This is a genomic window from Marinobacter sp. C7, from assembly GCF_022343555.1.
In the GTDB taxonomy this organism is placed as follows: Bacteria; Pseudomonadota; Gammaproteobacteria; order Pseudomonadales; family Oleiphilaceae; genus Marinobacter.
Genome location: NZ_JAKQZH010000002.1, coordinates 599,217 through 612,719, shown reverse-complemented (window position 1 = coordinate 612,719; position 13,503 = coordinate 599,217). Strand labels below are relative to the sequence as shown.

The following is a 13,503-nucleotide window of genomic DNA, read 5'->3' as shown; positions in this document are numbered from 1 at the left end:
TCACCTGTAGCCGGTAAGTTCCATGTACCCCTCTCCGGTATGACTGCCGGAGACATCAACGGGGCTCTCCCAGTATGGGTAGAGCCCCCGATTCATATAATCGCCTGCAGGCGCGGAAAGCTCCAGGCTCACACCCTGCTCAGGCACCTCGATCTGCCAGCGCACCGGGACACCGTCGCGTTGCTCGACCACCGACAGGGCCAATTGCCCGGACGTCAACGGCTGTATCTGGCCCGATGCCGGAATCCACGTGCCCGAGACAAAGGGCTTGCCTTCCTCGCGCAACCGGAAGGCCATGAGCCTGTCCCCCGAATCCAGGTGCAGTGCAAACCAGTCCCAGCCCTTCTGGCCGGTTTTCAGAAACTGGCTGCTCCACTCCCGGTCGAACCAGCCACGCCCCTCCACCTCGAGGGCCTGTCCCTGAAATGTGACGGTGCCGCTGATGGCGATGTCCACGAGGCTGAAGTACATGGACCCCTGACCACTGTCGGATTTGGCACTGAAACCATTGATGCCGTGAGCCACCGGCTGATCCGAGACCCTCAGGGTCAGGTCGTAAGCAAAGTTCCCGGCCGTTACCTGAAGCCGCCACCGCCGATCCGCCACGGCGTCGAGTTGCCAATGGTCCAGCCACACCGAGAACGGCCGAGCCGTTGCCCCGGCATTACCCACATCGCCGCGGGCCAGACGTTCGGCAAATTCATGCTCGCCCTGCCAGCTCACGGCGGCGTGGGCCATCCAGGCGGCCTGAAGTGGCCACGCTGAAGGATCAGGCACCGCATCCGGCTCACGCGGTTCCAGAGCCTGCCGGAACTGGGTCCATTGCAGTCCCAGCGGCTGACCGGATTCCGTTCTCAGGTTCGCGGTCAGGTACCACCATTCGATCCGGTAGCGGGGATGAGGACCCAGATCCGCCGGGAACGCCAGGCCGGTGGCCGGCCCCGGCTGCAGATAGGACTGCTCGCCGGTTTTATCCACACGCTCCCCCAGGCCGGCAAACCCGGACGGTTCCGGAGCCTCCGAGCATCCGGAAAGCCCCACCGTCAGAAGGGCAATCAGGGCCAGCCCTCTCATCGCTCACCTCCCGTCATACTGGTCGCCGATGCCGGCATCGCCACTCCGGCCCGCAGTTGCCGGCCCATCAGCAGCGCGATGCCCAGGCCGATCAACAGACTGAGTCCAACCAGTTCCACCCAGAATCCCGGGTATACCGCCATCGGCAACGACCAACCGAACGCCAGGGGATTGATCCTGTGCACCAATACCCAGGTGAGCCAGATGCCCAACGGCAGGGCAAGGAGCGCCACACGGCCAGTCAGCCCGACGGACAGGCGCGTCAGCTGCGCCGCCACCTCCCGCCGGGACAGCCCCCAGGTGGCCAGCAGCCGGAAGTACCAGGCACGGCCGGTGAAGAACACCCAGCCCATGATCAGCAAGGCCAGGCCAGCCAGCGCCAGCGTGAGGACGGTCATGGATCGGGTCAGCAGGAAGGTCTGGTCGAACACGCCCGTGGCAAGGTCACGGATTTCCTCGTTGTCGCGGAGGGTAATGTCGGAAACCTGCCACACCGATTCAAGACCGCTGCGCAGCCTGGCCCGGGACAGAGCCCCCGGACTGATGGAGAAACTCTCGAACTCCGGCTGGAATTGTTCCGGAAGCAACCTGCCGTTGATCAGTATCTCCCCGGCGGGCCGGCCATAGTCGGCATAGATCCCGGCCACCGGCAGATTCGAACGCTGTCCCGCCAACTGGAGCTCAAGCCGGTCGCCGACACTTAGGCCCAGGCGTCGGGCCAGCTGCTCGTTCACCAGCACAGCTTGCTCCCCGGCCAGGCTGGCCCAGGGATCATCGCCAGAGGCGAGCAAATCCCAACCGGTCAACAGGGAGGAAACCGGTGACAAGGCAAAAACGTCCACCGGCGTCTGGGTACCTCCGGGAACAGACACGCCGGCACGACCGCGGATCACCCGGTGCCAGGCGCCACTGGTTTTCAGTTCGGGCTGTGCCGCCAGCCACCGGGCCGCGGCCTCACCCGACCGCCCTTCCGGCACCGGAACATACAGCTCGGCCTCCAGGCGCTGCGCGAGCCAGCGGTCAAAGGTGTCCTCGAAGGTTGTGACCAGAGCCTGGATCGCCAGCACCATGGCGAAGGTGAACTGCAGAGCAACAACCGGCAACGCCAGCTGCCTGGCCATGACCGCCAGCTCCCGGTAACGCCACCGAACGAGCGGGTCGGCCCTTGCACAGGCGGCGCGTTCAGCAAGCCGGTAGATCAGGATCGGTATAAGCAGCCCTGCCCCGGCAAAGACGATGGCGACGGCGGCGAACACCCAGATCAGGGATGGGCCCAGCAGGGCCAGGAGCAGACCGAGGCCCAGAAGTATGCCGGCCAGCTTGCCGTGCCCCCGGCTGCCGACAACACGCCGGCCACCTGGCACGAGGAAATCGGCCAGACAGGCCACCAGCACCACGGCCATCATGCTGAGCGCCGGCGCCAGCCACTGTCCGGATATCGAATACAGAGGTGCGTCAAATAGACCCTGAAGGGATCGACCGAAACCCTGACCGAGCAGGCCCGCGAGCTCGCGGCCAAGCCAAAGCCCCGGAAGGATACAAAGTGCGGACAGGGTCAGGAGTTCCATAATCAGCCATCGATCGATCCGGGCCGGGGGAACACCGAAACGATGCAGCAGGGCGAAGCTTTCCCGGCGCTGGACGATGCCGAGGCGATAGACCGCACGCAACAACAAGGCGGTGATCAGCAGGACCAGGACCCCCAGGGCATCCAGGTTGAGCAGGAAGCTCTCGCCGAGTTCACCCGTCTCCGGCCCCCTGGCGAAGGTTTCAAGCCGGTACCCCCCGGGCAAGGCCCCGGCGGTGACGTTTCCGGAGGCAATCAGGACCAGAGACGGCCTCCGCTCGGCGGCCGGTGACTCGCGGGCCAGCCGGACGGCCTCACCGATATCGACAAAGGGTTCACTCTCCAGCCGGAGCGCGGCGTTGTCGAACGCCCCACCCCCGCCATCGAAACAGGCGGCCGCGAGAGGGTCAACGCCAATGACCACCCCTACCTGCCCCTGCCGTGGCACTTCCAGCCAGGGCATCACGCAGAGGCCGGCACGGCGCAGGGTAACGAAATCGCTGACGGTCAGCCCGGCACCGTCCACCCGAAGCACCTGCTGGCGCCCGGCAATGACCTGTTCGCTCTGGGACAGGCTGGCCCGTGCCTGCTCGGTGAGTTGTCGCACGCCCGACCAAAGTGTGGTCGCCACCAGTATCATCAGTGCCAGTGCCACCAGCTGAAGGGGGTGGCGTCGATAATGGCTGAACAGAGCGGCAAAGAGCGTCATGACGCGCGACCGGACCCGGCCCCGTGTGCCAGGTCGAGGGTCATCCGGCACCGCTCGGCCAGTTCCGGATCGTGGGTGGCCAGAACCAGGGCAACACCGGTCTGGGCCTGCAAACGGAACAGCTCGGCACTGACTTCTTCGGCCGTACGACGGTCCAGGCTACCGGTAGGCTCGTCTGCCAGGATCAGGTCCGGGTTCATGGCGAACACCATGGCCAGGGCCGCCCGCTGACGCTGTCCACCAGACACCTGGTCCGGATAGCGCCGGGCAAGCTCACCGATTCCGAGGCGGTCGAGCCAGGCCTGACACTGCTCCAGCGGCTGTTCCGCCAGCCGGGCCCGAAGCCGGACATTATCCAGCAGAGACAGCGCCGGCATCAGGTTGGCTTCCTGGAACATGACGCCGACCTGGCGTCGCCGGAGCCGGGCCCAGCGCTTTTCCTGCTCGCGAAAGCCTTCCACCGCCCGGCAATCAAAGCGCTCGCCCAGCAGGGTGATCACTCCGTTGTCGGGCCGCTCCAGACCACAGAAAAGATTAAGCAGGGTACTCTTTCCGGAACCCGAGCGGCCCATCAACGCCAGGGACTGCCCCGCCGCCAGTGAAACAGACACTCCGGAGAATACCGCTATCCGTTCCGCTCCGCTGGCAAAGGATTTCCCCAGATCCCTGGCGTCCAGCACCGGCTGGCTCATAATTCCTCCTGCTGCTTCACGACTGGGCCCCAAGGGGCTCGGCGTGCTCTCCGCGACGTTGTGCGCGCCATTCACGGAACTGCTCCAGCCAGGACAGCAATGCCGGGATGACAAACAGCACCAGCAACGTCGACAGCCCCAGCCCAAAAGCGATGGAGGTGGCCATGGGAATCAGGAACTGCGCCTGCAGTGACGTCTCGAACAGGAGCGGCAGCAGGCCGCCAATAGTGGTCAGGGAGGTCAATAATACCGCCCGCACCCGCTGCACCGCTGCCTCGTTCAGGGCCTCCTGGATCTCCAGGCCCTTCTGCCGCTGCTGGTTGTAGAAGGCAACAAGAATGATGGCATTGTTCACCACAATCCCGGACAGGCCAAACAGACCGAACAGGGACAGGATGGTCAGTTGTAATCCCATAAACCAATGGCCCAGCAACGCACCGACCAGGGCAAAGGGAATGATGGCCATGACGATCAGGGGCAGGCTCCAGGACGCAAACACCCAGGCCAGCACCACATACATCAGGGCCAGGCCGATCATCAGGCCGGTCCTCATATCCGCCATGGTCTCCCGTTGGTCTGCGGCCCGGCCCTCGAAGCTGTAACGCACCCCGTACCGGCTGGCAATATCGGGCAGGGCTTCAGCCTGCAGGCTGTCCAGGATCTGGTCGGTGGTGGCCACCCGGGTGTTCAGGGCGGACGTAACCTCCACCGCCAGCTTGCTGTCGGCGTGGCGCAGCGCCTGAAAGCCCTGTCGATGATCCAGATTCATCACCTGGGACAATGGCACGAAACGACCATCGGGAACCCGGATGGTCATGCGGGCCAGGGTCGACAACCGCTCCCGCTGGTCCCGTGGCAGCTGGACCCGCACTTCCACTTCATCCCGGCCGTCCTGGTAAATCTGGGCGATTCGGCCGTCAAAGGCCGCGCGCAGCTGTCGGCCCAGATCCGCGGTCGTCAGACCCAGGGCTTCACCGTAGGGACTGACCTGGTAGATAAGCTGCTCCCGCCCCCAGGGCATATCGTCCTCTACGTCGAGCACGCCGGGCAGGGTCGCCAGTGCCTGGGCCAGTTCATCGGCGGCGCGTTTGAGTCGCTCCGCATCCTCACCGGTCAGGCGGACGTTCACATCACGGCCGGGAGGACCAGCCTGGCGCTCAGAGATAGTCAGATTGTCGATGCCCGCAGGCAGCGACAGCCGGCTCCGCCAGGCCTGGATAAACTCCGGGTTGCGTACGGAACGTTGGTCCGACGACACCAGCTCCACCAGCATCGAGCCCAGTTCATCCCCGTTTCGGGACGTGCCCTCGGCGCCCTGGGTAGCACCCTGGGTGGTGACGGCATGGAGGATCAGGTCACCGCCGAACGCCTGCTCGGTCTCGTTCAACGCCTGCTGCATCTGTTTCAGGAAGCGATCGACCGTGCGCTCGTCGGTACCGGCCACGAAGCTGGCATTGGCATAGAATACCGAGGGCTCCGGGGTCGGGAAGAAGTTGAATCCGAGCCGACCACCGGCCAACAGACCCACCGTCACGATTGCCAGGGCCAGGGCGCTGGCCACGGTGACGCCCCGATACCTGAGACTGAGACGGGAGAACCGGCGGAAACGGCCCTCGCGAAAGCCATCGAATCGTTGTTCAAAGCCCTTGCGCAGGCGTGCCACCGGATTACCCTCAGGGGCATTTTCGCCGTCGGCGCCGGCTTTTCCTCGTCGAGGGATGAAGGCATGACGCAGGTGTGCCGGCAAAACGATGAAACACTCCGCCAGCGAGGCCACCAGCACACAGATCATCACCGTCGGAATATCGCCCAGGATATTGCCGATCACGCCGCCCACCACCAGCAGCGGCATGAAGGCCGCCACCGTGGTCAGGGACGAGGCCAGTACCGGCCAGACCATGCGCTTGGCCGCGCCCTCCGAGGCATAGATCGACGGTTCCCCCATGCGGGCATGGGCATCGGCGTCCTCCCCCACGACTATGGCATCGTCGACGATGACACCGAGCGCCATGATCAGGGCAAACAGGGAAATCATATTGATGGAGCCACCCGCCAGCCAGAGCACCGCCAGCGCCGCCAGGAACGCTGTGGGAATCCCTACGGCCACCCAGAAGGCCACCCGCCCCGGCAGGAACAGGTAGAGCAGGCAGATGACCAGCACCAGGCCTCCGAGGCCGTTCTTCACCAGCAGGGAAATCCGGTCGTCCAGCAACTGCCAGGTTTCGTCGTACACCTCAATGTGCACGGACGGCGGCAGCACCGGTCGGGTATCTGCCAGCCAGTCTTCCAGCACCTGGGCTGCCGCCAGGGAGTTGCCGTTCTCCGCCCGCTGGAGCTGAAGCTCAACTGCGGGCATACCGCCGTTCTCGAGCGTTGTCTGGTTATCCCTGGATTCCTGGCGGATGATGGCAATATCGCCGAGCCTCAGCCGGATGCGGTCGCCACTGAGCACGGGTATGGATTCGAAGTCCTGGGGACTGCGACGTTGCTCCACGGAACGCAGTTCCCGGGTGGCGTCCTGCTGCGCCAGCAAGCCGGCGGGAAGATCCCGCGAGATGGCGGCAACCCGATCGGCAATCTGGTCCAGCGACAGGTCCAGGGATTCCAGGCGCTCCACCGGCACATCGATGCTGATCTGCTGCTCCGGAAGCCCACGGATGTTCACGCGGTCGATGCCCCGCTCCAGCAACTCGTCCTCGTAGCGGTATACCAGCTGGCGCAACTCACCGCGATCCATATCGCCATAGACCAACAGCCGCGCCACGGGTTCGTACCGCTCCAGGCGGGTGACCTGGGGCTCTTCGGCATCGGCGGGAAAGTTGTTGAACTCGTCCACCTGCTGGCGCACGTCATCCAGCGCCTGGATCGGATTGGTACCTTCCTCGAATTCCAGGGTGATCGAGGACACCCCCTGGGCCGAGGTGGAGGTCATCTTCTTCAGGCCATTGACACTGCGCAGGCGCTGCTCCAGTGGGTCGGTGATGCCCTGCTCCACATCTTCGGCCGAGGCACCGCTCCACACCACCCGGACACTGACCACATCGAGGGCAAACGTCGGGAAGAACTGGATGTTCATTCGGGTCAGTGCCAGCGCGCCGCCGAGCAGCATGACCAACATGACCAGATTGCCCGCCACCCGGTGGTGGACAAAAAATCCGATCACACCCTTCCTGCGCTTCATTGCGCAGCCTCCCCGTCCACCGCTGCGACGGTGACTTTCAGTCCGGTAACGGCATTGGGCAGGTGTGTGGTGATCAGACGACTCCCGGGGAGCAGCCGGTCACCTGCAATCAGCAACTGACGTTCGCCATTACTGTCGCGCGCCTCACCGATCCGCTGAACCTCCACTCGCCGCATCCGGTTGTCCTCATCCATCAGGTAGACACTGCCTGCGCCATAGAGCGCACTGAACGGCACTGTTACCGTACCGGGCCTGGGAGGCCGTTGCAGAGTCACCGGCAACAGCCCGCCCGGACGCAAGCCACCCGGTTTACCGACCAGCTCCAGGATGGCCTCGGTCCCGGCCGGGTCCGCCAGGCCGGCAAACCGGACCAGCCTGAACCGGTGACCGGTCTCGGCGGTCGCCATCAGCTGGTCGCCCCTCGCCAACGCCTCCAGGAGTTCCGACCGGAACACCTCCGGTACCCGCGCCCGCAGCTCCAGCCCCTCCACCGGGTAGACCGACATCAGCCGCTCGTTACGCGCCACCTGATCACCGGCGGCCACCTCTATGCCAGTGACCACACCATCGAAGGGAGCGGCAACGCGGGCGCGTTCGGCATCCCGTTGCACCGATGCCAGGTTGGCACTGGCCTGTTCGAGCTTCGCCTGCAGGCTCTGAAGCCTGGCCGGATGTTCATCAATGGCCCGTTGCCGGCTGCTGACGGTCAGCTCCGCCCGGGCCAGGCCATCGGTGGCGGCCTCCAGATTCTCGCGGGAAGCCAGGTTGCGGTCCACCAGGGACCGGACTCGCTCATACTGCCGGCGGGCGTTCTCGAGAATCGCCTGTTCGCTCTCGAGCGCCGTGCGATCATTACGGAACCGAACCTGCTCGGACCGGATCTGGGCCCTGAGATCATCCACCTGTGCCCGGGCCTGCGCCAACACCGGGGCAATATCCTCATCCGACAGGGCCAGCAGCAGATCTCCCTGCCGGACTGCCTCACCTTCGGCGACAGGACGCTCCGCCACTCGGCCGGCCAGGGTGGCGGTGATATCCACCTGTTCCGGTGCCACGATTTCGCCATAGAGCGGCACTACCGGCGTATGAGTGCCGGGCTCCAGGGTCTGGACATCCACCTGCCAGCTACGTTCGGAGGCACTGACCTCCGCCGGATCCGGCCGGGTTGCCTTCAGGAAAACAAAGCCGGCAAATCCGATAGCGAGGATAATCAGCGGCAGAAAACGTTTAAGCATCAGTGATTGGCCTGTCTGGTTGATTACGGGGCGACACGCGAAGGCATTGAATCTACTATACAATCAGCGTCTGATTTCAGATCCCCCCTCGAGGAAAGGGACGATATTTTATTTCGACTGGTGGAGCTGCCGATTATGGAACCCCACGTTAACCTGCTACTGGTGACGTTACTGAACGTGGCAGTCGTGTGCCTGGCCGTGGTGCTCCATAACGCCGTACTGGTCCGCCTGAGCGGCTTGCTTGCCAATATGCGCCAGAGCCACCACTTTCGCCTGATTGTTGCGGTACTGGGTTGCCTGGCCGCCCATTCCCTGGAGGTATGGCTTTTTGCCGTTTCCTATTACCTCATGCACCACGCCGAGGGCTGGGGCGAACTCATCGGTAACTTTAACGGTACCCTGCTGGACTGCGCCTACTTTTCTTTCACCACCTTCACCACCGTCGGCTATGGCGATGTCGAACCCCTCGGCCCGCTTCGGTACCTGACCGGCATCGAGGGCCTGACCGGCCTGGTACTGATCACCTGGAGTGCCTCCTTCCTGTTTGTGGAGATGCAGCGCTACTGGCCCACCCGATAATCACTGTCAAAGCCATTTGCACCGGGCCAGATTGTAGTACAGCAGCGGGACCACAACGATGGTGAACAGGGTGGACATGGCCAGGCCGAACACCAGCGAGATCGCCAGACCGTTGAAGATCGGATCGCTCAGGATAAAGTAAGCGCCCACCATCGCGGAGATCGCGGTGAGGGCAATGGGCTTGATACGCACGGCGCCCGCCAGAATCACCGCCTCGCCCAGATCGACCCCCTCATCCAGAAGCTGCCGGATAAACACCACCAGCAGGATGGAGTTGCGCACGATAATGCCTGCCAGGGCAATCATGCCGATCATGCTGGTGGCGGTGAACTCCCGTCCCAGCAAAGCATGGCCCGGCATGATGCCAATCAGTGTCAGCGGTATGGGTGCCATCACCACCAGGGGCAGGACGTAGGACCGGAACTGGGCCACCAGCAACACGAAGATCATGAACACGCCCACGCTGTAGGCCGCCCCCATGTCCCGGAAGGTCTCGTAGGTAATCTGCCATTCGCCGTCCCATTTCAGGGTACCCTTCTCCGGCAACGGGGGCGGGCTGATGAAAAACTGTTCGGGCGCATCCGGATCCTGCTTGAGCCGGTCCACCATGGCAAACATGCCGTAGAGCGGTGAATCAACCTCCCCGGCCATATCGGCCGTCACGTAGGTCACCGGCAGCAGATCCTTGTGATAGATTGCGCCCATCCAGTCTGCTTCCCGGATCTCGGCGAAGCTGGCCAGCGGAACCAGCTGGCCACTCCGGCTGCGTACCTTCACCGACAACAGCGCCGAAGGCTGTGCCTTGTCGCCCTCGCCCAGAATAATCCGGATCGGTACCGGGTATTTGGCATGGTCGTCATGCAGGAAACTCACCCCCCGGCCACCGAGGGCGGTCTGCAACGCACCCACCACCTGGGCCTGGGCCACGCCGAGCCGGGCCGCACGGGCCCGGTCGACCACGACCTCCCACTGTCGGGTCGGTGCCTCGAGGGTGGTGTCGATATCCACCAGCCCCTGGATCTTGGTCATGCCCTCAGCCACCCGGGTTGCGAGTTCGGCACGGCGCTGGTTATCCACCGCGTAGATTTCGGCCACCACCGGTGAAAGAACCGGAGGGCCCGGCGGCACTTCCACAATCTTGACCTCGGCACCGTGACGGTCACCGATGGCCGTGAGCGGCCCGCGCAACGATTGGGCAATGGCATGGGACTGCCGCTCCCGGTTCTCCTCACCCACCAGATTGACCTGGACATCCCCGTGGTAGGGATCACCGCGCAGATAATACTGCCGCACGAGCCCGTTGAAATTGATTGGTGAGGCGGTGCCTGCATAGGTCTGCCAGTTGGCCACCTCGTCTACGGTCTCCAGGTAATGACCCATCTCCAGCAGCACCCGCTGGGTTTTCTCCATGGGCGTGCGTTCAGGCATATCCACCACGACCTGCAACTCCGACTTGTTGTCGAACGGCAGCATTTTCAGGATCACTGCCTGGAACGCCGGCAAGGATGCCGCCCCGACCGTTAACAGCACCACCCCCAGCGCCAGGAGCCGGCGCCGCCAGGCGTGCTCTCCGAGGAAGGGTGAAAGAACTGTCCGGAAAATCCGCAGCGACGTGGGACTGACGCCGTCGGCGGAATTCGAGGCCTCCGCGGCTTCGTCGGCGGCCTGGCCTTTCTTGTGGCGAAGCAGCCGGAAAGCCAGCCAGGGGGCCACCACAAAGGCCACGATCTGGGAAATCACCATGCCGGCCGAGGCGTTGATGGGGATCGGACTCATGTAGGGCCCCATCAGGCCACTGACAAAAGCCATGGGAATCAGAGCCGCCATGATGGTGAGGCTGGCCATGATGGTGGGAGTACCCACCTCGTCCACCGCCACCGGGATGATGTCCTTTACCGCGCGGCGCGAGTTCTGAATGCGGCGGTTGATGTTCTCGGTAATGACAATCCCGTCGTCCACCAGGATGCCGATGGAGAAAATCAGGGCAAACAGCGACACCCGATTGAGCGTGAAGCCCCAGGCCCAGGAGAACACCAGGGTCAGCAGCAGAGTGATCAGGACCGCGATTCCGACGATCAGCGCCTGGCGCCAGCCCATGGCGGCGAGCACCAGGATCATCACTGCGAGAGTAGCGGAAATGAGATCGGTGATCAGTTTGCGCGCCTTCTGGGACGCAGTCTCGCCGTAATCCCGGGTAACAAGCACCTCGACCCCCACCGGCAGGGCCCGGTTGCGCAGCAGGTCCAGACGTTGCTGGATAGCGGTGGTGATATCGATGGCGTTTTCACCCGGCTTTTTAGCCACTGCCAGGGTCACCGCCGGATAGACCTGTCCGGGCTCGCCGGCTTTGCCGGTCTGCTGGCCGGGGCCGAATCCGGTCATCACGCTCTGGTCCACGACCGTGCCACCCCGGCGAACCTCCGCGACATCTTCAAGGTGCACGGCCGCCCCGTTGTGCATGCCCACCACCAGGCTGCGGACATCCTCGACGGTTTCCAGCAGGGTACCGACCTGGACCGGAATCGACAGATTGTTACGGGTGATCCGGGATTCCTGACTACTGGTATTGGCCGACTGCAGGGCATTCCGGACATCCCCGACGGTAAGCTGGAAACCCGCCAGCAACGCAGGGTCAAACAGAACATCCACGCGATCCGGCACCCCGCCCACGGTATAGACATCCCGGGTACCGGGTACCCGTTTCAGAGCCACCTCCAGCATGTGCGCCAACCGGGCAAGCTCCTCTCCCCCGTGGCGCCCGGTGGGGTCAAACAGGGTCAGGGTCATCACCGGCACGTCGTCGATGCCCTTGGGTTTGACCACGGGCTGGGTCGCGCCCAGGTTCGGCGGCAGCCAGTCCTGGTTCGAGTAGACCTGGTTATACAGCCGCACCAGAGCGTCCTGCCGGGGCACCCCCACCTCGAACTGGACGGTGATCACCGCCTGGCCCTGGCGGGAGACCGAATAGACGTGTTCCACGTCCCGGATCTCGCTCATCACCTGTTCCGCCGGTGTGGCGATGGCGCTTTCGACCTCCCGGGCACTGGCACCGGGAAAGCCCACCATGATGTCGGCCATGGTGACGTCAATCTGGGGCTCTTCCTCCTTGGGGGTGATGATTACCGCCAGAACACCCAACACGATCGCCAGCATCGCCAGAAGTGGTGTCAGCTTGTTGTCCTGGAAAACCCTGGCAATGGCGCCGGAGGGACCGACTCGGGGCAGTTCCTCACTCACTGGCCTTCCTCCTGGCCAGGACCGGACAGATCGAGCCGGTCACTACCGAGCAGAACCCCCGGATTGCGGACAACCCGCTCGCCCTCGCTCAGTCCCGCAAGGACCTCGAGGCGGTCCCCATCCAAAGTGCCGCTCCGCACCTGTCGCAAACGGGGTCGATCCTGATCGTCCAGGACAAAGACGGCCCTCAGTTCACTGTGCCGGATCAGGCTGCTGGCCGGGATCCAGAGGGATTCCCGTTCGCCGACCGGAACACTCACTTTCACCAGCATTCCCGGAAACAGGGAGCCGTTGGGCTCGGTCAGACGCATACGCAGGCGGAAGGTATGGGTGGCCGGGTCAGCGTATGGGTAGAAAGTCATTGCGCCGGTTTCCAGTGCCCTTCCGTCGGAGAGTGTCACCGTCGCCCGACGCTCGGTGCGAGCCAGGTCCGCGTATTTCTGGGGCAGATCCACCACCACACGCAGCTGTTCAAGGGACAGCCCGCTGAGCAGCGGCTGCCCGGGATTGACCGCTTCCCCGATCTCCACATGGCGTTCGGTGAGGATTCCCCCATACGGGGCCTCGATGCGGGTATAGCTCAGTTGTTCCTCGGCCTCGGCAACGGCAGCCTGCGCCCGCTCCACCCGGGCCCGGGCCGCGGCCAGGTTGTTCCGGGCCTGATCAAACTCCTGGCGTGATACCAGGCCCCGCTCATGGACAGCTTCGATTCGCTCGAACCGCTGGCGGGCATCGGCCAGCGCTGCGGTCGCCTCCTCCAAACCGGCGCGGGCCTGGCTGAGGCGCGCCCGCTGCTCACTGTCTTCCAGCTGAACAATCAGGTCTCCCGCCGCCACTGAATCGTCCACATCGAAGGGGAGCTTCAGCACCGTGCCGCTGGTCTGGGCCGAGACGGTACTCTGCTGGACCGCCTCGATAACTCCGTCCAGGTGCACCGTCTCCTCGATCGGTGCCCGCTCCACCTCGGCAACGGCCAGCTCCTCTTGCTGGGCGAGCGCCAGCGCCGGCATCAACAGGGTGACCGCCACCAATCTGAGGCGACTGAATGGATGGGAAACCATGGGCGACAAATTCCTCTGGGTTATTTGCTAATAACATCATGGTAGCAATGCTGGCGTCACACAGGAACGTGTGTCGAAGAAAAGCATAGTCCATCAGGGTCGGAGTGCTTTGATATGACACAAAAAAAGCCCCACATGGAGGAGTTGGATCCATGCAGGGCCAAAAGT

8 protein-coding genes are annotated in these 13,503 nt (G+C 63.9%); 1 reads left to right on the top strand and 7 read right to left on the bottom strand.

Annotated elements, in window-relative coordinates; all coding sequences use genetic code 11:
• From MD273_RS12655 to MD273_RS12635, 5 genes are read right to left on the bottom strand one after another with little or no spacing between them, the layout of a single operon-like run.
• A complete protein-coding gene (locus MD273_RS12655; RefSeq protein WP_239038149.1) occupies nucleotides 1-1,074 on the bottom strand; it encodes a lipocalin-like domain-containing protein in 1,074 nt (357 codons plus the stop codon).
• Nucleotides 1,071-3,350 (bottom strand): FtsX-like permease family protein, encoded by a 2,280-nt coding sequence (locus tag MD273_RS12650; RefSeq protein ID WP_239038148.1) that lies wholly within the window; start codon nucleotides 3,348-3,350, stop codon nucleotides 1,071-1,073. The genes MD273_RS12655 and MD273_RS12650 overlap by 4 nt, the downstream gene beginning before the upstream one ends.
• Nucleotides 3,347-4,042: an ABC transporter ATP-binding protein gene (locus MD273_RS12645; protein ID WP_239038147.1), complete on the bottom strand. Its 696-nt coding sequence runs from the start codon at nucleotides 4,040-4,042 to the stop codon at nucleotides 3,347-3,349. Before MD273_RS12645 ends, MD273_RS12650 begins: the two co-directional genes overlap by 4 nt.
• 16 nt (nucleotides 4,043-4,058) lie before the next feature.
• A complete protein-coding gene (locus MD273_RS12640) occupies nucleotides 4,059-7,223 on the bottom strand; it encodes an efflux RND transporter permease subunit (protein WP_239038146.1) in 3,165 nt (1,054 codons plus the stop codon).
• Nucleotides 7,220-8,458, bottom strand: a complete 1,239-nt coding sequence (locus MD273_RS12635) for an efflux RND transporter periplasmic adaptor subunit (RefSeq protein WP_239038145.1) — start codon at nucleotides 8,456-8,458, stop codon at nucleotides 7,220-7,222. The genes MD273_RS12640 and MD273_RS12635 overlap by 4 nt, the downstream gene beginning before the upstream one ends.
• Before the next feature lie 135 nt (nucleotides 8,459-8,593).
• On the opposite strand from MD273_RS12635, the gene MD273_RS12630 reads away from it, so the two are divergent.
• The gene (locus MD273_RS12630; protein WP_239038144.1) at nucleotides 8,594-9,037 is read left to right on the top strand and encodes a potassium channel family protein; all 444 of its coding nucleotides are present in this window, start codon (nucleotides 8,594-8,596) and stop codon (nucleotides 9,035-9,037) included.
• A gap of 6 nt (nucleotides 9,038-9,043) precedes the next feature.
• On the opposite strand, the gene MD273_RS12625 is transcribed toward MD273_RS12630, so the two are convergent.
• Nucleotides 9,044-12,274 carry an efflux RND transporter permease subunit gene (locus tag MD273_RS12625; RefSeq protein ID WP_239038143.1) on the bottom strand — a complete coding sequence of 1,077 codons (3,231 nt, stop codon included), beginning with the start codon at nucleotides 12,272-12,274 and terminating at the stop codon, nucleotides 9,044-9,046.
• A complete protein-coding gene (locus MD273_RS12620) occupies nucleotides 12,271-13,335 on the bottom strand; it encodes an efflux RND transporter periplasmic adaptor subunit (protein WP_239038142.1) in 1,065 nt (354 codons plus the stop codon). Before MD273_RS12620 ends, MD273_RS12625 begins: the two co-directional genes overlap by 4 nt.
• Nucleotides 13,336-13,503: the final 168 nt, after the last annotated feature.

Bases quoted from the DNA above. Each gene is read 5' to 3' on its own strand.
- MD273_RS12655 (WP_239038149.1), bottom strand. From the start codon at position 1,074: ATGAGAGGGCTGGCCCTGATTGCCCTTCTGACGGTGGGGCTTTCCGGA.
- MD273_RS12650 (WP_239038148.1), bottom strand. From the start codon at position 3,350: ATGACGCTCTTTGCCGCTCTGTTCAGCCATTATCGACGCCACCCCCTT.
- MD273_RS12645 (WP_239038147.1), bottom strand. From the start codon at position 4,042: ATGAGCCAGCCGGTGCTGGACGCCAGGGATCTGGGGAAATCCTTTGCC.
- MD273_RS12640 (WP_239038146.1), bottom strand. From the start codon at position 7,223: ATGAAGCGCAGGAAGGGTGTGATCGGATTTTTTGTCCACCACCGGGTG.
- MD273_RS12635 (WP_239038145.1), bottom strand. From the start codon at position 8,458: ATGCTTAAACGTTTTCTGCCGCTGATTATCCTCGCTATCGGATTTGCC.
- MD273_RS12630 (WP_239038144.1), top strand. From the start codon at position 8,594: ATGGAACCCCACGTTAACCTGCTACTGGTGACGTTACTGAACGTGGCA.
- MD273_RS12620 (WP_239038142.1), bottom strand. From the start codon at position 13,335: ATGGTTTCCCATCCATTCAGTCGCCTCAGATTGGTGGCGGTCACCCTG.